The organism is Actinoplanes campanulatus (genome assembly GCF_014647795.1).
Taxonomy (GTDB): Bacteria; Actinomycetota; Actinomycetes; order Mycobacteriales; family Micromonosporaceae; genus Actinoplanes; species Actinoplanes campanulatus.
In genome coordinates, this window is sequence record NZ_BMPW01000003.1 from 109925 (window position 1) to 131142 (window position 21218).

At 71.9% G+C, this 21218-nt stretch carries 16 protein-coding genes; 11 read left to right on the forward strand and 5 right to left on the reverse strand.

Annotated elements, in window-relative coordinates; translation table 11 throughout:
• Positions 1 to 266 precede the first annotated feature (266 nt).
• Both IEZ13_RS07400 and IEZ13_RS07405 read right to left on the reverse strand, forming a co-directional pair.
• Positions 267 to 1178 (reverse strand): hypothetical protein, encoded by a 912-nt coding sequence (locus tag IEZ13_RS07400; RefSeq protein WP_183218982.1) that lies wholly within the window; start codon positions 1176 to 1178, stop codon positions 267 to 269.
• Positions 1179 to 1240: 62 nt separating this feature from the next.
• The gene (locus IEZ13_RS07405; RefSeq protein ID WP_183218983.1) at positions 1241 to 2176 is read right to left on the reverse strand and encodes a sulfotransferase family protein; all 936 of its coding nucleotides are present in this window, start codon (positions 2174 to 2176) and stop codon (positions 1241 to 1243) included.
• Between the two features lie 871 nt (positions 2177 to 3047).
• Between IEZ13_RS07405 and IEZ13_RS07410 the strand changes: the two genes are divergently transcribed.
• The 6 genes from IEZ13_RS07410 to IEZ13_RS07435 all read left to right on the forward strand — a co-directional run bounded on the left by IEZ13_RS07410 (position 3048) and on the right by IEZ13_RS07435 (position 10884).
• The gene (locus tag IEZ13_RS07410; RefSeq protein ID WP_183218984.1) at positions 3048 to 4190 is read left to right on the forward strand and encodes a glycosyltransferase family 2 protein; all 1143 of its coding nucleotides are present in this window, start codon (positions 3048 to 3050) and stop codon (positions 4188 to 4190) included.
• Between the two features lie 37 nt (positions 4191 to 4227).
• Positions 4228 to 5181 (forward strand): glycosyltransferase family 2 protein, encoded by a 954-nt coding sequence (locus IEZ13_RS07415; protein WP_183218985.1) that lies wholly within the window; start codon positions 4228 to 4230, stop codon positions 5179 to 5181.
• A complete protein-coding gene (locus tag IEZ13_RS07420; RefSeq protein WP_183218986.1) occupies positions 5178 to 6503 on the forward strand; it encodes a glycosyltransferase family 2 protein in 1326 nt (441 codons plus the stop codon). Before IEZ13_RS07415 ends, IEZ13_RS07420 begins: the two co-directional genes overlap by 4 nt.
• 78 nt (positions 6504 to 6581) lie before the next feature.
• On the forward strand, positions 6582 to 8981 hold the full coding sequence (locus IEZ13_RS07425; protein WP_183218987.1) for a hypothetical protein: 2400 nt from the start codon (positions 6582 to 6584) through the stop codon (positions 8979 to 8981).
• The gene (locus IEZ13_RS07430) at positions 8978 to 9763 is read left to right on the forward strand and encodes a DUF1616 domain-containing protein (protein WP_183218988.1); all 786 of its coding nucleotides are present in this window, start codon (positions 8978 to 8980) and stop codon (positions 9761 to 9763) included. The genes IEZ13_RS07425 and IEZ13_RS07430 overlap by 4 nt, the downstream gene beginning before the upstream one ends.
• Positions 9764 to 9774: 11 nt before the next feature.
• On the forward strand, positions 9775 to 10884 hold the full coding sequence (locus IEZ13_RS07435) for a glycoside hydrolase family 26 protein (protein WP_183218989.1): 1110 nt from the start codon (positions 9775 to 9777) through the stop codon (positions 10882 to 10884).
• On the opposite strand, the gene IEZ13_RS07440 is transcribed toward IEZ13_RS07435, so the two are convergent.
• Together IEZ13_RS07440 and IEZ13_RS07445 are read right to left on the reverse strand one after the other, a co-directional pair.
• Positions 10874 to 11950, reverse strand: a complete 1077-nt coding sequence (locus IEZ13_RS07440; protein ID WP_183218990.1) for a glycoside hydrolase family 26 protein — start codon at positions 11948 to 11950, stop codon at positions 10874 to 10876. The genes IEZ13_RS07435 and IEZ13_RS07440 overlap by 11 nt on opposite strands.
• Positions 11947 to 12759, reverse strand: a complete 813-nt coding sequence (locus IEZ13_RS07445) for a polysaccharide deacetylase family protein (protein ID WP_183218991.1) — start codon at positions 12757 to 12759, stop codon at positions 11947 to 11949. Before IEZ13_RS07445 ends, IEZ13_RS07440 begins: the two co-directional genes overlap by 4 nt.
• A 260-nt stretch (positions 12760 to 13019) precedes the next feature.
• Between IEZ13_RS07445 and IEZ13_RS07450 the strand changes: the two genes are divergently transcribed.
• The gene (locus IEZ13_RS07450) at positions 13020 to 13682 is read left to right on the forward strand and encodes a hypothetical protein (protein ID WP_183218992.1); all 663 of its coding nucleotides are present in this window, start codon (positions 13020 to 13022) and stop codon (positions 13680 to 13682) included.
• 87 nt (positions 13683 to 13769) lie between these two features.
• Here the strand turns inward: IEZ13_RS07450 and IEZ13_RS07455 are convergent, their stop codons facing one another.
• Positions 13770 to 14690 carry a ScyD/ScyE family protein gene (locus tag IEZ13_RS07455; protein WP_183218993.1) on the reverse strand — a complete coding sequence of 307 codons (921 nt, stop codon included), beginning with the start codon at positions 14688 to 14690 and terminating at the stop codon, positions 13770 to 13772.
• 144 nt (positions 14691 to 14834) lie between these two features.
• On the opposite strand from IEZ13_RS07455, the gene IEZ13_RS07460 reads away from it, so the two are divergent.
• The 4 genes from IEZ13_RS07460 (at position 14835) to IEZ13_RS07475 (ending at position 21168) form a co-directional block, all read left to right on the forward strand.
• Positions 14835 to 15461, forward strand: a complete 627-nt coding sequence (locus IEZ13_RS07460) for a nucleoside/nucleotide kinase family protein (RefSeq protein WP_183218994.1) — start codon at positions 14835 to 14837, stop codon at positions 15459 to 15461.
• A 45-nt stretch (positions 15462 to 15506) separates the two neighbouring features.
• Complete coding sequence (locus IEZ13_RS07465; protein WP_183218995.1) at positions 15507 to 16688, forward strand: metallophosphoesterase; 1182 nt, start codon at positions 15507 to 15509, stop codon at positions 16686 to 16688.
• Entirely contained in the window at positions 16685 to 17503 is an 819-nt protein-coding gene (locus tag IEZ13_RS07470) for a class I SAM-dependent methyltransferase (protein ID WP_203833724.1), read from the forward strand. Before IEZ13_RS07465 ends, IEZ13_RS07470 begins: the two co-directional genes overlap by 4 nt.
• A gap of 182 nt (positions 17504 to 17685) precedes the next feature.
• Positions 17686 to 21168 (forward strand): ATP-binding cassette domain-containing protein, encoded by a 3483-nt coding sequence (locus tag IEZ13_RS07475; protein WP_183218996.1) that lies wholly within the window; start codon positions 17686 to 17688, stop codon positions 21166 to 21168.
• Positions 21169 to 21218 lie beyond the last annotated feature (50 nt).

A 21218-nucleotide genomic window follows, 5' to 3' on the forward strand; every position in this document is an offset into this window, starting at 1 on the left:
GGGACTGCCGGATACCCCTGGCTATCCGGGCACAAACGCCACTTCCGCCCAGTGCGGTCGAATGGCCGGAACCACGATTTTCGGGGACGGTTAACGGCATCGTAATTAACCGTTTCCTGGAAACGCTCCCAAATAGCGCCTCCAATGTGGAGGCAGGGTGCTTTCGGGGTGGAAAGGAATGTGCCGGTCGTCACTCTTCGTATAGCCGGACCGGCCCCGCGATCGGTGCCGGTCCGTCCGCAGACGATTACCGTGCGCGACGCGCGTCAGGCCAGTTCGGTACGCAGGTCGTGCGCCCCGTCAGCCCTGGTCGCCTCGTAGTAGAGCCGCTGCCGCCCGTCCGGCAGCGCCACCAGGCTGAGGTAGCGCAGCCCGTACGGCTCGTGCGGACTGCCCACCGGCGGCCGGTCCTCCGCGGTGAGCTGCCCGAAAGTGCCGTCCGCCAGGCGCCGGCCGCGGGCCACCCCGGTGCGCTCCTCCCAGTTCTCGCCGGCCGTGGCCCGCCCGTCGTAGGCGACCGTGATCTCGTCGCCGTCGACCACCACCGACGAGACCCGGACGCCCCGGGCGTCCCACTCCCCCGGCCGGCCGGCCAGGGCGTTACGCACCCAGGTCCAGTGCACACCGTCCGGGCTGGTGGCGTACTCGGTGGTCATCCGGTCGGCGTCGGCCCAGCTCTCCAGGGGGTGGACCGACGCCCACAGGTGCCAGCCGTGCTCGTCGTGGTGCAGCACCGGGTCCTTGACACCGGCGGTCTCGTCGCCGGCCAGGACGGTGCGGGCGGGCGCGGTGGCCAGCCCCTCCGGGGTGCCGGCCTCGAGCAGGTCGACACGCCAGTGCTTGGTGCCCGGGGTGGCGGCGCTGACGTAGAGCCGCCACCTACCCTCGGGGGTACGGACCAGGGCGGGCCGCTCCAGCGACTCGGCGCCGAAGCGGTCCTTGCCGATCTCCGCGACCACGGTGAAGTGCAGGCCGTCGGCCGAGCGGGCCACCACGTTGGCGATCCCGCGGCCCTCGCCGATCGGGAGCCGCAGGCGGTAGGCGAGGTAGACACAGGAGTCCGCGAGGACCGTGCTGGGGGCGCCGGACCAGGCGCCCGGCTCGGTGCCCGGCGGTTCCACCACCACGGTGGAGTCCTCCCATCCGGGCAGGGGCAGGGCGGCGATTCCGGTGGTCAAGGTGGCTCCCTGAGGTCGGCGGCAACGCGTCAAGTTTGCATGATCTATGGGAAATGTGGGCTTTACCGGGCCCGGGCGTGTCGGTCCAGGCTCAGCCAGTCGTCGTAGTTCTCGCCGGTGACGTCCTGCAACAGGGCGATGTCGTCGGCGAAGTAGGGCAGCAGCGCGGCCCGCTCCGCCGGGGTGGTGACCGGCCGATTGCCCCGCTTGCGGTGCAGCAGGGTGAGCAGTGGCCCCCGGGCGGCCAGGCGCAGCGGCACCGGGAAGCGGTGGCCGAAGGTGCCGCCCGACCGCAACAGGCCGCGGATCGCCCGGTTCACGCGGTTGTCCTCTACGTAGTGGCGGTTCACGTTCTCCCGCGGGATCGCGGTGAGCACCCCGGTGCGCACGCCGAGGAAGGCGCAGACCCGGTCCAGCGTCTCGGCCGGTTCGTCCTTCAGGTCCCGGTAACGCAGGAGCAGCACCTGGTCACGGGAGAAGCGCTGGTAGAGGTGCTGGAGCTGACGGCCGTACAGGCCCAGGCCGATGTAGTGCCAGAAGTCGGCCCAGTGCGCCGCCTTACGGGCCTGCTCGGCGTGGCAGGCGGCCAGGAAGTCGGCCTCCTCCTCGAGGCCGGCCACCCACAGGTGGGTCCAGTTGGAGTGGGCCCGGTCGACCGGATCGCGCAGCAGGATGATCAGCCGCACGTCCGGGATCAGCGCCTTGATGCGGTCGTGGGCGGCCAGGTCGTACAGGTAGAAGGGGGTGGCCTCGCCCTTGAGGACACCGGGCGGCGGCGGGTCGAACAGCCTCTCGTAGTCCGGCCGGCGCCACACGTGTTCCTGGTAGGTCTGCACGTCGCCCGGCCCGCCGACGGCCGGCGGCGGCCCGTCGGAGAGGAAGAACTTCGGCTCCTTCACCTGCGGCAGGAACAGCTGCGGGTGCCCGGCCAGTGCGGCGTGCAGCGCGGTGGTGCCCGCCTTGGGCACACCGGCGATCAGGAAGTCGGGAAGTGACATGGAATCTCCCCCTCGGCTCAAAGTGACACTAAGCCTACAGATCCACTAGGAATTTGCGGGCGGCCAACTTGGTCAGAGATGCCCGATCCAATACCCAGGGTCATCGAAAATCAGCGATCCGGCCGAGCACCGGCCATCGAATTCCGCCGAACCGGACGATCACCGGTCGGCCGTACCGGCGACGGGGTGGAGGATCCCCCATCGACCGAACGGTCACCTGGTCAGCGAGGCCCCAGGATGCGGCGCCACCAGCGCAGAGCCGGCCGGAACCGGGGGCAGAGGCCGGGGTCGCAAAGCGCGCATTCCGACCCGGATCGGTAGTGCTCGTGCGCCCGAATCGAGTGCCCACAGACGCAGAGTCCGGTTTGAATCACCATCGCCTCACCAACGGCGGACGGCCCCGGAGGCTACGGGTGGCCGGTGGCTGTCCCCCCTGGATCAACCGTAACGCTCACGGTCCGCTGTCAGAGCGTCACCAAGACAGCCAGGAATCTATACAGCGCGTAAACAGACAGGTCCGGAAAGTAAGCAAATAGCAATCCCGCCGTCCGTCGATCTTGTCCTGATTTGCGGTGATCAACTGGGGCTTTATCCATTTGCCAGAGACTCTCCGGACTGATCCACAGTTATGACCAATGCCCGTTACGCTACGTAACGAATGTGTCCTTGATCGCGTGCGGCCACCTGCTAGTACTTGCTCCAGCCATACTGCGACTGTCAACTTCAGGTCACCTGTGACTTGAACCTTTCTCGCGGTCTGTTGACGCTACGTAATCCCTTGCTAGGTTGATTTCCTGCAGCGAGCGGCGGTGCGATCTCTTCAGGAATTCGCGCAACAAAGTCGCATTAGCCGCCCCCGGAAGGGACCGACATGGAGCTTTCGCACTTGAACACGAACACCGACAGTAACCGTCCGCAATCACCGACCGTGAGTGTCGTGATTCCCACCCTGAATGAGGAGCGGAACCTGCCGCACGTGTTCGCGAAGCTGCCGCCGATGATCAGTGAAGTGATCATCGTCGATGGCGGCTCCAAGGACCGGACCGTGGAGGTGGCTCGCGAACTGCGCCCGGACGCGGTGATCGTTCAGCAGACCCGGATCGGCAAGGGCAACGCTCTGGCGTGTGGCTTCGCCGCGTGCACCGGCGACATCATCGTGATGATCGACGCCGATGGCTCGACCGACCCGGCGGAGATCCCGCTCTTCGTGGACAAGCTGATCAAGGGCGACCACTTCGTGAAGGGGTCCCGCTTCAGCCACGGCGGGCACAGCCACGACATCACCAAGCTGCGCAAGCTCGGCAACGACGGCCTCAACCTGGTGGTGAACGTCCTGTTCCGGACGCACTTCACCGACCTCTGCTACGGCTACAACGCCTTCTGGCGCTCGGTCGTGCCGGCCCTCGACCTGCCGGACGTCTCGCTGCCCCGCCCATCCGACGGCAGCAAGCTGTGGGGCGACGGCTTCGAGATCGAGACGATGATCAACATCCGCGCGGTCGCCGAGAAGCTGAAGGTCGGCGAGGTCGGCAGCACCGAGCACGAGCGGATCTTCGGCGAGAGCAACCTGAACACCTTCCGCGACGGGTTCCGCGTGCTCCGCACCATCTTCAGCGAGTACGGCCGGATGCGCCGCCGCCGTGGCGCCGGCCTCCGCCCGTTCGTCGAGGGCCTCCAGCACGTCGCGCCGCCGGCCGCCACCCCGCAGTCACGCGGTCTCGGCCAGGTCGTCAACCCGCCCGCGCCGGCCGCACCCGCGCACCCGGTCGCCACCCGGCACCCGGCCGACCCGCGCCGCGACGCGAGCCACCTCAACCGGGCGGCCCGCCGCGAGGACGTCGGCGCCCGCCGCTCCGACGACATCAACAAGATCCGCAGCCGCGCGCTGGACGACCTCGGCACCCAGCCCACCCAGGACCTGAGCGCCGCCCGGGCCCGGATGCTGGACGACCTCGGCAACGTGCAGACCCAGGACATCAACAAGCTCCGCAGCACGACTCAGCTCGACGACTGACCTGAGCGCCCCTCCCGCCCACAGGAGCACTCCCCTCGTGAACCACACCCACGCCACGACGATCGTCATTCCCACCTACTCCGAGGTGCGGTGGGACTACCTGACTCGCACTCTGGCCTCGGCACGTGCCCAGACGCACACCCCCGACGAGATCGTCGTGGTGGTCGACCACAACCCCGCGATGTACGAGCGGATCCAGCGTGAGCTGCCCGGCGTCACGGTGCTGCAGAACGCGTACGCCCAGGGCGTCTCCGGCAACCGCAACACCGGGGCGTTCCACGCCCGGACCCCGCTGGTCGCCTTCCTGGACGACGACATCATCGCCGACCCGAACTGGCTGGCCCGGCAGATCGAGCCGTTCGCCGACCCCGCCGTGGTCGGCACCGGCGGCGCGATCCAGCCCGCCTGGGAGGGCCCGGCCCCGCGCTGGATGCCGGCCGAGTTCCTGTGGGCGGTCGGCGGCTCGTACGCCGGCATGCCCACCGAGACCGCGCCCATCCGCAACGTGTGGTCGGCCAACATGATCGTCCGCAAGGACGTCTTCGAGGCCGCCGGCGGCTTCCGGGTCGGCTTCGGCAAGCTCGGCTCCCGCAACCGGCCCGAGGACACCGACCTCTGCCTGCGCATGAGCCAGGTGGACGGCGGCCGCTGGATGTACGTGCCGAGCGCGATCATCCAGCACGAGGTCCCGGTCGAGCGGGCCAGCTTCACGTTCTTCGTGCGCCGGTGCTACGCCGAGGGCCGCGGCAAGGTCCAGATGGCCGGCCTGCACGAGAACGACGCGCTCGGGGCCGAGCGCGACTACCTGTGGGCCCTGCCCAAGGCGATGTTCCGCTACTTCGGCGCCGGCCTGACCGGCAAGGGCGCCGACAACTTCCTGCGCTCCGGCGGCGTCGTCGCCGGCGTGGCCGCCGCCGGATTCGGTGGCGTCGTCGAGACCGTCAGCTCCAAGCGGCCCAGCCGCCGTACCCCGGTGGAGGCCACCCCGTGACCGCGACCGTCCCCGCCGCTCCGCGGCTCGACGAGGAGAGCGGCATCCTGCCCGCCGTCGTCCTCGACCTGGACCTGTCGGAGCCCCTGCCGCCGGTCGGCGCGGTGTCGCCCGACGGCCGCCGGGTCCAGCAGGCCTGGGCCCTGGTCCGGCTCTTCACCGAGCCGCTCGGCACCGTCCTGGTGGACGTTCCGCAGCACGGCCTCACCCCCGGCGACCTGGCCGCGGCCATCGACCGGGAGCTGGGCGACGTGGTGCGCCCGCGCCTCGACGGCGCCCCGGTGCCGGCGAACGGATTCGTCCCGGCGAGCGAGCCCGCCTTCCTGGCGAGCCGCCGTGCCGTGCTGGCCACCGCCCCGGACATCACCGTGGTGGTCTGCACCCGGGAGCGGCCCGGCGCGCTGGCCCGCTGCCTGGACAGCCTGCTCACCCAGCACTACATGCCGGCCCGGATCCTGGTGGTGGACAACGCCCCGGTGACCGACGCGACCGCCGAGGTGGCCCGGTCGGCGGCCCGCCGCGGCCCGGTCGACTACCTGCTGGAGCCGAAGCCGGGCCTGTCGTTCGCCCGCAACACGGCCGAGGCCGCGACCCGGGGCGAGATCGTCGCCTGGATCGACGACGACGAGCTGGCCGACCGGTACTGGCTGGCCGAGGTGGCCCGGGCGCTGGTCGAGAACCCGGAGGCCGACGTGGTCTCCGGCGTGATCGTCCCGGCCGAGCTGGAGACCCGCGCGCAGATCTGGTTCGAGCAGTTCGGCGGGCACAGCAAGGGCCGCGGTTTCCGGCCGGACGTCTTCGGCCCGCACACCGCGCACCGGCAGAGCCCGCTCTACCCGCTGCCGCCGTTCGGCACCGGGGCGAACATGACCTTCCGGCCCGGTGTGATCGAGCGGATCGGCGGCTGGGACAACGCGCTCGGCGCCGGGACCCCGGCCATGGGGTCGGAGGACACCCTGGCGTTCACCCAGGTGCTGCTGGCCGGCGGGACGATCGTCTACCAGCCCACCGCGGTGACCCACCACTACCACCGGCGGGACTTCGAGGGCCTGCACAAGCAGATGGTCGGGTACGGCACGGGGCTGACCGCCGCGTACACCGGCCTGCTCCTCGGCCGCCCGGGACTGCTCTGGTCGCTGATCAGGCTGGCGCCCACCGCGCTGCGCGACCTGACCGGCTCGGACAGCCTGCGGGTGTCGACTCTGCAGGACGATTTCCCGCGAGAGCTGCTGACGGCCAACCGGCGAGGCATGATTGCCGGACCGCGTGCGTACCTCCGGGGCCGGCGCGCCGCCCGGCAGAAGCTCCGGGGAACCCGCTAACGATCAACGCGGCGTAGGCTTCCGTGGCCCCTGACCTGGGGCGACGGAAGCCTCGTCAACACTGTGGAGGCTCTTTACATGGGGGACCAGCCGACGTCCGACCGGAAACGGGCGCCGGAGGAAGCGACCGCGAAGACCGCGGAATCGCGACCCGACGAGACCGTCGTGATCACCCGGCTCGCGCCGGAGGAACGTGACGGGAGTGAAGAGGCCACCCAGAAGCTCGCGGAACCGGCGAAATCGTCGGGCGACGAGACCGTCGTGATCAGGCCGCCCAAGACGCCCTCCGCCGACGACACCGTGGTGATCCGCGCCACCGGGCCGTCGAAGAAGCGGCCGGCCGGCGACGACACCGTGATCATCCGGCTGCCGCAGGCGCCGAAGAGGCCCACCGCCACCGGCGGCGCCCGGAAGCGGCCGGCCGGCGACGACACGGTCGTCATCCGGCTGCCCGGCGGGCCCAAGCCGAGGACCCCCGGCCCGAACGCGCTGAGCACCGCCCGCAAGCGGGCGGCCGGCGACGACACCGTCATCATCCGGCTGCCGCAGGCGCCGAAGAAGAAGGTCGCCGGCCGGGTCGTCGTCGACAAGAAGGTCGCCCACGACGAGACGGTCATCATCCGGCTCCCGGCCGAGGCGAAACCCGAACCGCGTACCGCCCTCGACTTCGGCTGGGCCCCCTGGGTCATCGCCGTCTCCACCCTCGGTGTGGTGCTGATGGCCCTGGCGTACGCCGGTGGCCGGGCCGTTGCCCCCTGGGCCATGTCCGCCTACTGGGCGGGCCAGATCATCGTCTTCTCCCCGGTCGTGTTCCGGCTGCTCAGCCGGCTGGCCGGGGTCGCCGAGTCGTTCGTCCTGGTGATGGGCCTGGCGCTGAACCAGTACATGCTGAAGTGGATGTACAGCCCGGACCAGTTCCGCTTCCCCGACGAGTTGCAGCACTGGCTGGCCACCACCCTGATCACCGAGTCCGGTGACCTGTTCCGGCAGAACAACGCGCTGCCACCGGCCGTGCACTTCCCCGGCCTGGCCGAGATGGGCGCCGGGCTGGCGCTGCTCACCGGCCTGCCGGTGACCGCGGCCGGCACCATCGTGGCCGGCGTCGCCCACCTGATCTTCGTGGGCCTGCTCTTCGCCACGGTGCTGCGCGCCAGCAACTCGCCGGCGATGGCCGGTGTGGCCTGCGTGACCTACGCGACGGCCATGCACTACCTGTTCTTCAACTCGATGTTCCTGTACCAGACGGCCGCGCTGCCGTTCTTCATGCTGGCGGTCTGGGCGTACCGTCGCTGGCGCACCGGCGGCGGCCGCAAATTCTTCGCGCTCGCCGTGGTGGGCATCGCGATGACCACGGTGAGCCACCACGTCACCGCGTTCGCCCTGGTCGCGACGCTGCTACTGCTCGCGCTCGCCGAGCTGGCGCTGGAGCGGCCGCGGCCCTGGGAGACGCTGATCCTGCCGGCCGTCGCGCTGGCGGTGGTGTGCTGCTGGATCGGCTTCGTCGCGCAGGACGTCATCGCCTACCTGGAAGCGCCGGTGGAGCGGCTCGCCGCCTCGCTGAACCAGATGTTCGGCGGCGCCGCCAGCGAGGAGGCCGGTGCCACCAAACCGGTGCCACTGGTGCAGCTCGCCGTACAGGGAATGGGTCTGCTCGGTCTGCTCGTGCTCTTCCTGGCGGTGGCCCGGGACATGATCCTGCGCAAGGACCGGGACACCTGGCGGTGGGCCGCGCTGGCCGGCGGCGCGGTGTTCTTCGCCGGCAACGGCGCCCGGTTCCTCGGCACCAACGGCCCGGAGATCGCCGGCCGGCTCTCCACCTTCACCTACATCCCGATGTCGATCATCGCGGCCATCGCGATCGTGTACGCCGTGCAGATCATCCCGGCCAAGGACGCCGACGGCCGCCGCTGGCTGTCGGTGCCGCCGCCGGGTGTCGCGGTCACCACCGGCCGCCGGCTGGCCGGTCAGGTGTACATCGGCACGGCGCTGATCACGCTGCTGATGATCGGCGCGCGGACCGGCGGGTGGCCCCCGGTGTCCGCGCTGCTGCCGGGTCCGTACCTGGCCGCCGCGTACGAGCGGTCGGTCGACTCGTTCGGCGTGGACGCGGCCCGCTGGCAGGAGCGCACGCTGCCCCGGGAGGCCCGGGTCGGCGGCGACATCACGGCGGTGGCGCTCTCCTCGACGTACGGGCGGATCGACCCGGTCCGTGAGGTGGGCGAGCTGTTCTACGCCACGTCGTGGACCTCGGCCGAGGACCAGCGGGCGCAGGAGCTGGCGGTGAACTACCTGGTCGTCGACGAGCGGCTGGGCGACATGCTGCCGTCGAACGACGCGTACTTCCAGGACGACCCGATGGCCGGCCGGATCACCGAGCCGCTGAGCGAGACCCAGCTCGGCAAGTTCGACCAGGTCAACTCGATCTCCCGGCTCTACGACAACGGCACCGTACGGATCTATCAGATGGGACCCTCGTGAACCCGGTACGCGCCGGTGTCCTCGCCGGCCTGACGGTCGTGTCCGCGCTCGCCGTCGAGTTCGGCCCGCTCGCCCTCTCCGTGCCGGGCGGCCTGCTGCTCGCCTTCGTGCTGCCCGGCCTGGCGATCAACGACGCCCTGTTCCGGCCCGGCCGCCGGGACATCGGCGTCGTCGAGCGGACCATCCTGGTGCCGGCGCTGAGCCTGGCCGTGCTGGTGCTCGGCGGCCTGCTGCTGTGGGGCGCCGGCGGCAACCTGAACCGGACGAGCTGGATGCTGGTGTGCGCGATGGGCACGCTGATCGCCATCGGCGTGGCGGTCTACCGCACCCACACCGGCGCGACCGTGGCGGCGTCCCCCGGCAAGGCCGGCGGTGAGCGGCGGGCGGTCTCGAAGCAGCGCCTGATCCGGGACGTGCTGCCGCTGGCCCTGGCCGCCGTGATGCTGGCCGGCGTCGGGATCTGGTCGTTCGCCGACTCGGAGCAGACCTACGACATCGCGGTCACCTCGCTGTCGGCGGCCCCGCCCGGGGCGGTGGACCCGGCCGGCAACCGGCCGGTGCAGGTCACCGCGGCCGGGCTGAGCGCCTCCGCCGGGCCGTACACCATGGTCGTGACCGGCACCTCCGGCGAGGAGCTCAGCAGGCACGACATCACCCCGGACACCGACGGCGACTGGACCGGGCGCCTCACCGTCCCGGCCGACGAGCGGGTCACGGTCAACCTCTTCCGCGGCGGCGAGACGGCCGCCTTCCGTACGCTGATCATCGCCGCCGCCGCTTAGGACTCGCCTGCATGCCGGACGTTCCCCCCACCGCGCCCCGGCGCGGCCGCCTCTGGCTGGCCGCGGCCGGGGTGGCCGTTCTCGCCCTCACGATCATCATGAAGGTCGATCCGGAAAGCTCGGCGACTCCGGCGCCCGCGAAGAGCCCGGCCCCGCACGGGATCGACGCCGACCCCCGCTCGGCCCGGGCCCAGATCGCCCTGCCCCGCGAGCCGGGCGCCTGGCCCGGGCCCTACGGCCTGTCCGGCGTCAACGGCTTCCCGGTTCTGAACAGCGCCTCGGTCCGGGAGTTCTGCTCCAGCCGGGGCCGCGACTGCAAGGTGGCGCACACCTACACCGACCGGACCAGCTACGACTCGATGACCAGCGGCTCGGGCTGGACCTTCGAGTACTTCGCCGACTTCGACGGCGTCCTGGTGATCTCCCAGGCGCTGGTGCCGGACCGGGGCGAGAACCTGGCCGCCGACTGCGCGGCCGGAAAACACGACCAGAACTGGCGGGACTTCGGCGCGCTCATGGTGCGGCACGGCCGGGGCGACTCGATCGTCCGCCTGGGCTGGGAGATGAACGAGCCGACGATGGCCTGGCGGGGCCTGAACGCGACCGACTACATCGCCTGCTACCGCAAGGCCGCCGGCGCGCTGCGCTCGGCCAACCCCCAGGTCGTGCTGGACTGGACGATCAACGCGCACAACACCCCGGCGGACCTGTGCGGCGGGCTGAGCACCAACTGCTACCCGGGTGACGAGTACGTCGACATCATCGGCATCGACAACTACGACCACCACCCGTGGTCGCCCACGAAGGCCGACTTCGACCGGACCGCGGCCGCGCCGGAGGGCCTGAACTGGCTCTTCGACTTCGCCCGCGAGCACGGCAAGCTGTTCTCGGTGGGCGAGTGGGGCGTCATGCCGACCGCCGACGCCGGTAAGGACAATCCGGAGTTCATCCGGTGGATGCACGCCTGGTTCGCCGAGCACGCCCCGTACCTGGCGTACGAGGCGTACTTCCAGCGCTGCGACGGCGACTTCTCCCAGTCGGCGATCCTGCGCCCGGACGACCCGAAGTGCCTGCCGAACACCGGGTCGTCGGAGCTCTACACGGAGCTGTTCAAGCGCTGAACCGAGGGCTGGTGGCCATCGCCCGGTACGCCGCCGCCGACTGCGGATCGGTGTCGAACCGCCACGCCTCCGGGTAGTTGGGGTGGGTGTCGGTGTCGAACCACACCGACGCGCCGATCGCCGGGCGCTGGGCCACGTACTCGGAGAAGTCGGTGATCCAGTCGGCCTTGCTGGTGCCGCCGTGGTCCTTCGCGCCGATCTCGGTGATCATCAGCGGTTTGCGGGGCGCGTACCGCTGGTAGACGGGGTCGAAGAGGGTGGCCGGGCTCTCCTGTTGGAGGTTGTAGCCGGAGACGCCCACCCAGTCGACGAAATCGTCGCCCGGGTAGTACGCCTCCATCCGGTTCCAGTCCTCGTCCGGGCTGGAGTTCCAGTTCGGGCTCCACACCCAGGAGACGTTGCCGGCGCCCTGGTCGTCGAAGATCTCCCGCAGGTAGCGGAAGCACTTGACGTACCCCTCGGGGTTCCGCTTGTTCTGGAAGCCGCCCCACTCGTACCAGCGGCCGTTCATCTCCCAGCCCCAGCGCAGCAGGGTCGGCCGGTCCAGCTCCTTGATGCGGCGGGCGGCGGCGGCGATCAGGTCGTCGGAGTCACCGCTGAGGATCTTGTCGTACTTGGGGCCGCGCCAGGACACCATCGGGATGGCCTTCTTCGGCATGCCCTCGATCGAGGTGGGAAGCCGGTCCGGCCAGGCGTAGAAGACGTGCGCGATCCGGTGGTCGCGGCCGAGCTGCTTGCGGCGGTACCTGACCGCCTCGGGGTAGCTCATTCCCTTCAGGCCCAGGTACGACCCGAGCAGCGCCTTCCCGGCCGTGAACGGGACCGCGCCGCCCAGCTTCGTGAGGTTGCCGGCGGCCGCGAACGGGCTCGGCGTGGCGGACGGCGGCGCCGGTTCGACCGGGCCGGTGGCCGTCGGCGTACCGGAGACGGTGTTCGTGGCCCCACCGGAGGCGGCCTTCCACATGCCGACGGCGCCGGCCGCGGACACGGCGCCGAGGGCGCCCAGCCCGAGCAGGCCCCGGCGGGTCAGGCCCTGCTCCCCCTGGCTGCGGTGCCCGGCCGTCACGTCAGGTTCCGGCCGGCCTTGCGGGCCATCCTGCGCACCAGCCGCCAGCCCGGCTGGGCCAGCTGCTTGATCTGCGAGACCAGCCTGGGGCCACCACCCTCGACCAGGGCGACCAGGTCGGCGCCGGTGTGGTCGGGGGTGGGCTGGAAGCGGGGCACGGCGAACCGTCGCTCCGACGGGGTGTGCAGACGGCGGCCCACCTCGGTGGCGTTGTCGTGCCCGGACGACTCGACCACCCGGCGGACCCGGTCGCTGTTGTAGCCGTGCGGGTAGGCGAACGACCGCACCTTCCGCTGCAACCGCTGTTCGAGCTGGTCGTGGCTGCTGACCACCTCCTCACGCAGCTGCGCCCCGGAGAGCACGTCGAGCGGGTGGTGGATGAGGCTGTGGTTGCCGATCTCGATGCCGGTGGAGGCGACCTCCTCCAGCTCGGACCAGGTGAGCATCGGGCCGAAGTCGGGCGACCACTGGCCCAGCCAGCCGGCGTGACCGCCGAGGTGGCCGACCGACGCGTACAGGGTGGCGCCGGCGCCGGCGGCCTGCAGGGCGGGCACGCCCGCGGTGAGGAAGTCCCGGTAGCCGTCGTCGAAGGTGACCGCCACCATCTTCTCGGTGCTGCCGGCGGCCAGCTCGTCGAGCGCCTCGGTGAGGCCGACCAGCCGGTACCCTGCGGCGCTGAGCGCGGCCAGCTGCTCGGCCAGCCGCTCCGGCGGCACCGCGAGGTCGCGCAGCGGACCACCGACGGCGGAGACCGAGTGGTACATCAGCGCGGGCAGCGTGGTCCAGGCCTGGGCCACCGAAGCGGTCACCGCATCTCCCCCAATTACTTCCAGACAGTCCGGCCGGGAACCTTACCAATGTGCGGGATCTTCCCCACTCCCCCGTTCGCACAGTGCCTGGTCACTAGCCATCCAACACTACAGCGAGTAACCTTCGAGGCCTTCCGATCCGGTAGCCAGCGCGAACACAGTCACCTATCGGCTACGCACAGTGACAGGTGAACCTTTGTCGCACCGGAGACGTATCGGAGGACGACACCGAAACCGCTCTAACCCCGGGAGCGCGCACCATGTTCCGCCTCATTCAGCTGCACACCGAGAGCGGTGTGCCACGCATCGGCGTCGAACCCGACGGCTACGTCAGCGCCCGCGCCGCACTGGCCCACTACCGCACCGCCCCGGCGACCTACTTCGCCGTCGGCCGATTCGACAACGAGGGCACCCTCACCGAGGTGATCCTCGACCCGATCTGCGGGCTCGACGGAGCCTGCCAGCGCCCGGCTTCGGTCATCCACTCCACCACCTACGAACGCCTCTGCGAGCGGTGCGCCTCCGGCCTCGACGTGCTCACCGTGCCCCAGCTGGCCCGCCGCCTCGGCATCGCCTGCCGGCTCGCTCCCCCGGTCGCCCGCTTCCGGCAGACCGGGATCGCCGGGCTGCGCGCGCCCTCCGGCAACCGGATCGCCCGGGAATTCCCCGACCACATCCACGACCCGTCCTGGCGCCGAGAGCTCTGCGACGACCTCGCCCGCAGCACCACCGCCCTGAACGGCCTGCTCATCGGTGTCGGCGCGCTCAGCCACCGGCAGGTGCTCGACCTCTTCCCGGCGCTCTGCGCGCTCGGCGACGAGCTCCCGGCCGGCATCCGCTCCGACCTGGCCCGGGCCACGGCACGGCCGCTTTCCCCGGCCGGCGTCACCGGCCTCCGCCTGGGCCTCAACCAGCTTTCTTAAGACCATTCCTTCGTACGCTCACCGTCGCGATCTCCTGCCCCCTCCGGCCTTTGCCGCGAGCGCCGGGCGGAGATCGGTGGCCCGGGCCTACAGCCGGATACGGAGGACAGCGCCGGTGCCGCCGCACGTGGCGCAGGTGGACACATAGGCGTCGCGGCCACGTAGTGCCAGACCGCCCGGGGCGGTCAGGCCGGCCGTTACCACCGTCCGCGTTCCCCGCCTGCCCAGGCGCAGCAGGTCGGTGCCGTCCAGGACGTACAGGTCCCCGGACGGCGACCAGGCCAGGTCGACGACGCCGCGGAGGCCGGAGGCGTACATCCGCGGGTCCCGGCCGGGCTCGATCCGCCAGATGCGGCCGGCCCGCTCACCGACGTAGTAGGCACCGTCCGGTCCCTCCGCCACCGAGGTGGCCTCGGTGGCCGGTGTGCGCTGCGGCAACGTGGCGATCGTCTGCACCCGGCCCCGCCGGCCGACCCGGATCAGGGCGTCGCCGGCGGCGTCCACGACCAGGTAGCCCTGCGCGGTGGCGAGCACCGCGACCGGATCGCCCGGGGTCTCCTGGGCGCCGAGGTCGGCCAGCACCGCCCCGCGCCGGTTGACCTGCGCCATCCCGGCCCGCGGCGCCGGGCCGCCGTCCCGCCGGACGGTGTGCACCGGGTCGCCCTCCGCCGTGACCGTGACGTCCGAGGGGCCGAGCGCGTACGCCCCGGCCGGGGAGGCCACCGACGGCAGTCCCGCCTCCACCCGCCACTGCCGCCCGAACCCGGCCACAGTGATGGCCCCGGATCTCCCGGAACACGTTCGTCCCCGGGCATCGGCACGGCAGGGCCCGGGGCCGCCGCGACCGCCCTCCGCGATGTAGAGCTCACCCCGCGGCCCGAACGCCAGGCCCCGCGGATTGTCCAGCCCATGGGCGACGACCTCCACCCCCGGGCGCACCGGCGCCGTCGGCCCCGGCTCGGCGGCCCGGATCAGACTTCCGCCGGACAACAGCCCGACAACGGCCACGACGACAGCCTGACGGGACCGGAACATGATCAACTAAACCCCCGTGTAGTCGTTTTGTCCCTCCGACACACTCTCCGGCAGGGAGGTCCACCGGGGCGGCTCAGTCGGAGATCCGACCAGAAGACCGACCGGTACGGTCGGGCCATGACGCTGACCTTCCCCGCCCTCGTGGAACGGGCCCGGAGCCTGGCCGGTGACGGGCGGCGCGCGGTCCTGGGCATCACCGGGCCGCCGGCCGCCGGCAAGACCACCCTCGCCTCCGAGCTGGTCGCGGCCCTGGCGGCCCCCGGGTGGGTGGCGCACGTGCCGATGGACGGCTTCCACCTCGCCGACGTGGAGCTGGACCGGCTCGGCCTGCGCGATCGCAAGGGCGCCCCGGACACCTTCGACGCGTACGGCTACGCCGGCCTGCTGCGGCGCCTGCACGAGGACCGGGACGAGATGATCTACGCGCCCGGGTTCGAGAGGGTCCTGGAGCAGCCGATCGCCGGCAGCATCGGCGTCCCCCGGTCCGCCCGCCTGATCGTGACCGAGGGCAACTACCTGCTGCTCGACGAGCCCCGCTGGGCGCCGGTGCGGACCCTGCTGACCGAGGTCTGGTACACCGACCTGGACGATCGCGTTCGCCTGCGCCGGCTGATCGACCGGCACATCCGGTTCGGCAAGACCCCGGACGCGGCGGAGGCGTGGGCGACCGGCACCGACGAGCGCAACGCTCGCCTGATCGCGGCGACCCGGGACCGGGCCGACCTGATCGTCGACCTCGCCTGAGCCTGTTCTCAGGTCCTGTCGTACCCGGGTGGCATGCTTGCCCTCATGTCGGTGGATGAGGCGGTCGAGACCGAGCCGCGCAGGCGTGGCCCACGGGTCGCCCGGTTCGGCGTGATCCTGTTCGTGGTGCTGGGGCTGCTGTTCGGCGTCCCGCTGGTGACCCTGTTCTGGTCCGGCAACGACTGGCCCGGTGTGGTCGCCGCGGCCGGCACGATGCTGTTCGTGGCCGTCGTCGCGCTGTTCCCGTGGCTGATGTTCCGGGGTCACGGCGGTCACGACGACCGGGCCGCGCGGATCGCCGACACGCTGCTCGGCGTGATCTGGGTGCTGTTCACCTGGTCGGCGCTCGGGCAGCTGTTCGAGCTGGCCCTGCTCGCCGCCGGGGTCGCCGACCCGCTGCGCTCCCGGGTGGTCACCGGCCTGGTGCTGGTGATCTCCACCGGTCTGCTGCTCTGGGGCCACCGCGAGGCGATGCGGGTCTCCCGGGTGCGCGAGGTCGAGGTGACGCTGCCCCGGCTGGGCCGCGGCCTCGACGGGCTGCGCGTGGTGCTGATCACCGACACCCACTACGGGCCGATCGACCGGGCCGCCTGGTCCCGCGGCGTCACCGAGGTGATCAACTCGCTGGACGCGGACATCGTGGCGCACACCGGCGACATCGCCGACGGCACCGTCGAGCAGCGGCTCGAGATGGCCGCCCCGCTGGCCGACGTCCGCGCCCGCCACGCGCGGGTCTACGTGACCGGCAACCACGAGTACCACAGCGGCGCCCTGGGCTGGGTCGAGCACATGGAGAACCTGGGCTGGGAGACCCTGCACAACCGGCACGTCGTGGTCACCCGGGACGGCGACTCGCTGGTCGTGGCGGGCGTCGACGACCGCACGGCCGGCGGCTCCGGCCTGCCCGGCCACCGCACCGACCACGAGGCCGCCCTGGCCGGCGCCGACCCGTCGCTGCCCGTCCTGCTGCTGGCCCACCAGCCGCAGCAGATCAAGGACGCGGTCGCCCACGGCATCGACCTCCAGCTGTCCGGCCACACCCACGGCGGCCAGATGTGGCCGTTCCACTACCTCGTCCGCACCGACCAGCCGGCCCTGCAGGGCCTGTCGCGTCACTCCGAGCGGACCCAGCTCTACACCAGCCGGGGCACCGGCTTCTGGGGCCCGCCGTTCCGCGTCTTCGCCCCCAGCGAGATCACCCTGCTGACCCTGCGGTCCGCGTCGTGAGGCCGTCCTCCTTCGACGAATTCGAACGCTCCATGTGGTCGGGCCAGGCCGAGATCTTCAACGAGACCATGGCCCACCTGTGCGGCCACACCGCCCCCGCCCTCCTGTCCGCCGCCGGTGACCGTGACCTGGCCGGGCTCCGGCTGCTGGACGTGGGCACCGGTTCGGGGACGGTCGCCGGGCTGGCCGACGCGCGCGGGGCGCGGGTCACCGCCGTCGACGCCGAGCCGAGCATGGTGGAGCTGACGGCGAAACGGGTGCCCGGCGCCGAGGTCCGGCAGGCGATCCTGCCCGAGCTGCCGTTCGCGGACGCCACGTTCGACGCCGCGGTCGCCAACTTCGTGATCAACCACGTCGGCGACCCGGCGGCCGCCATCGCCGGGATGCGGCGTGTGGTGCGTCCCGGCGGCCGGATCGCCGTGACGATCTGGCCGCACCCGAAGCCGGAGGCCCAGCGCCTCTGGGACGAGATCTTCGACGCCGCCGGGGCGGTCCGCCCGGCCGATCTGCCCCGCCTCGACCCGGCTCTGGACTTCCGCCGCGACCAGGCGGGCCTGACCGCCCTGCTGGCGGGAGCCGGCCTGACCGGCGTGACCGGCACGACGATCTCCTGGACCATGCGCATCGACGCCGCCGCCTGGTGGTCCGGCCCGGCCGCCGGCATCGGTTTGACCGGCCTGATCCTGGCCGCCCAGGACGAGCCGACCGCCATCCGCGTCCGCCAGGAGTTCGAGCGGCGCACCGCCCCCTACCGCGGCCCCGACGGCATCCTCGCCGTCCCGACCGCGGCCCTGCTCGCCGCCGGCACCGTCTGACCCCGGCCGGCTCCCACGGCTGTCTCAACGGCCGTGGGACAGCGCTCAGGACCAGCCGGAGTGTCCTGACTCGACCGTGACGGCGCGGGCGGAATGCCGGGAATAAACCCGTTGAGCCACCGTCTCCCCGCCGAGCAGGATGGGAGCACCGCCGCCTACCCCTATCGTTCCGAGGACTCTTCATGCGCCTGCTCCGCGACCTGTGGGCCACAAGCCGAAGTCGCACCGCTCTCGTCGGCTTCCTGATCGTGCTCGGCGCGTCCGGTTCGGCCTGTGCGTTAGCCCTGGCCGGCCCGGTCCTCGTCGACCGGTCCGGCCCGCTCTTCACCGTGTTGGCCGCCGCGCTCGTCGCCTCGGTGTTCAGCGACGTCATCGTCGGCCTGCTGGCGGCCCGCCTGACCGCCGACTGGGCGGCCCGCGCCCGCCGCCGCCTTAACCGGGTCGCCTTCGGCCAGGACATCCCCACCCTGGAGAACACCCCGGTCGGCGAGCTGCTCGACCGCATCGACTCGGACGTCTACCAGGTCGGCGCCGAGCTGCGCGGCAGCGGTGTGCGCCTGGCCCAGTCCGTGGCGGTGGCCTCCCTCTCGGTGCTGACCACGTTCTTCGTCTGGTGGCCGGCCGCGATCGCGATGATCCTGGTCAGCCTGCTGCTGTTCACGGTGATGAACAAGCCGATCCAGCGGATCGGCCCGGTCCGCATCGCCGAGGAGGAGGCCTGGTCCGATCTGGCCGCGGTGATGGAGGAGGCCATCCACGGGCAGGACGACGTGCGCACCAGCCTGGCCGCGCCGTACGTGCTGCGCCTCTTCGCCCAGCGCTCGGCCGAGGTGCTGCGCCGCGGCCGCCGGGTGTGGCGGTCCTCCGCCCGGGTCACCATGGCGGCCGGCTCGATCACCCGCTCGCTGATCGCCTTCCTGGTGGTGGCCGGCGCCTGGGCGCTGTACGCGGGACAGATCGACGCCGCCCGCCTGACCGCGGTGTGGCTGCTGGCGCTCGGTTTCGGCGGCACCCTGGAGCACCTGACCCGGATGGTCCCCGAGATGCAGAACGCGCTCGGCGCCTGGGGCCGGGTGCAGCTGCTGACCCAGGTGCCGCAGGAGCCGGTCGAGGGTGTCCCGCCGGTCGAGGGCGACCTGGTCGTCCGCAACCTCACCTTCCGGTACGGCGAGGCCGACAGCGGCCGGCCCCCGGCGTTGCGCGATGTGAGCGTCACCTTCGCCCGCGGCCGGTCGTACGCGCTGATCGGTCGCACCGGCTCCGGCAAGTCCACCCTGGCCAAGGTGCTGACCCGGGCCGTGGACGTGCCCCGCGGCACGGTCTTCCTGGGCGGCGTCGACATCAACGACATCGGCGTGGAGGGTCTGCGCCGGTGGACCGCGATCGTCCCGCAGCGCACCGAGATCCTGGCCGGCACCCTGGCGGAGAACATCGCCCTGTTCGACCGGGAGCTGCTGCCCCGGGCCGGCGCGGCGCTGGACGAGCTGGGCCTGACCGCCTGGGCCGAGGGGTTGCCCGACGGGCTGGACACCAAGCTGGGCGAGGGCGGCTACAAGCTCTCGGCCGGCCAGGAGCAGCTGGTGGCGTTCGCCCGGATCCTGGTCCGCGACCCGCAGGTGGTGATCCTCGACGAGGCCACCGCCCGGATGGACCCGGTCACCGAGTCCTGGGTGCAGCGGGCCACCGACCGGCTGTTGCAGGGCCGGATCGGTGTGATCGTGGCGCACCGGCTCTCCTCGGTGCAGCGGTGCGACGAGGTGGTGGTGCTCGCCGACGGTCAGGTCATGGAGGCCGGGCCGCTGCGCGAGTCACGCCGTTTCGCCGAGCTGATGGCCAGCAGCAACCTGTCGGTCCCGGCGGCCCAGCCGGCCGCCGGCGGGGTGCTGCTCGCCGAACGCGACTGGGACGCCGCGATGCGGGAGGAGCTCGGCCCGGACGCCCTGGCCAATCCGCTGCCCACGGTGGATCCGCCGGCGCTGCCCGAGCCGCCGCCCATCCGCACCATGCGGGAGATCGTCCGGCTGGCGCTGAACGACAAACGCTACGGGCTGGCCGCGTGCGGCTTCTTCGTGTTCCTGGTGCTGCTCGGGTTCGACGGGGCGATCCTGCCGCTGTTGTGGTCCAACGTGGTCGACGGTGTCGGCAACCCGCTCTACCCGGCGTTCGGGCTCGCGGCGGCGCTGCTGGTGCTGATCCCGACGCTCTACTACACCGGGGCCTGGTTCCCGGAGTGGTGGGTGCGGCAGATGCTGCGGATCAGCCTGCGCCTGGTGCACGGCCAGATCGGCCCGCGCCGGGTCAGCAAGCACACCCCGGCCGAGGTGGTGGCCCAGGGCGGCGACACCGAGCGGGTGGTCATGCTCGCCGACAACGTGATCGACAACTCGGTGGCGATCTTCGCGCTGGTGTCGATGACGGTGTTCTCCCAGTCGTTCGTGCCGGGGCTGCTCTTCGCCGGGACGATGATCCTCTCCGGGCTGGCCGCGACCCTGTTCGGGCCACGGCTGGAGCGGGCGGCCCGCCGGACCGTGGCGGCACGGGCGGCGTTCGCCACCTCGCTGGTGTCGTCGCTGTCCGCGGCGCGCACGGTCAAGCTGGCCGGCGCGACCGAGCCGGTGCTCACGCACCTGGCCGGGCTCGACGAGGTTCGCAGCGACCTGCAGCGGCGGGAGATCGCGATTCAGGTGTGGGCGCGGTCCACGCCGTCGGTCGCGAGCGGTCTGCTGCCGATCGCGGCGTGGGCGCTCTACCTGAACGGCCACATCACCGCGGCGGCGGCGCTGATCGCGGTGTCGGTGCTCGGCGCGGCCCGCTGGTTCGCGTGGACCACGGCGTCGCTGGTGTCGCACTACCCGTCGGCGAAGGTGTGGACCCGGCGAACCGCCGCCATGACCGGCGTCTCCGAGTACACGGCGGAGGTCCCCGGGGTGGACATCTCCGCCGGGACGGCGCCGGCGCCCCCGACGGCGCCGCGCAACCCGCTGCGCACGCTGGAGCTGTCCGGCTTCAGTGCGGTGCACGAGAACGGCGCCTTGGGCGTACGGGATGTCGATCTGACCGTGCGCCGCGGCGAGCTGGTGCTGGTGGTCGGCCCGGTCGGCTCCGGCAAGTCGTCGCTGCTGCGGGCCCTGGCCGGGATCGTGCACCACACCGGCGAGCTGCGGTGGAACGACGAGCCGGTCGGTGAGCCGCACGTGTTCCTGCGGCCCAACCAGGTGGGCTACGTGGCCCAGCTGCCGCGGGTGCTGTCCGGGACGGTGGCCGACAACATCCAGCTCGGGCACGAGGTGGACGCGGCCGACGCGGTGTCGGTGGCGCAGCTGGAGCACGACCTGGCGGCCGCCGGTGGTGGCCTCCAGCTGCTGATCGGGCACAAGGGCACCCGGCTCTCCGGTGGTCAGCTGCAACGGCTGGCCCTGGCCCGGGCCCTGGCGCCACGGACCGAGCTGCTGATCGCCGACGACGTCTCGTCCGCGCTGGACGTGACGACGGAGCTCGCGCTGTGGGAGGCGCTGCGCTCGCACGGGGTGACCGTGGTCGGCTCGACGTCGAAGCGGGCGGCGCTGGCCCAGGCCGACCGGGTGGTCGTGCTGATCGGCGGTCAGGTCGAGGACCAGGGCGCCTGGGACGAGCTGGCCGACCGCTGGGGTCACCTGGCCGGCTGAGCCGCGAATGTGGGTTCCGGATCCCTCCGGAACCCACATTGCGCCGGTTC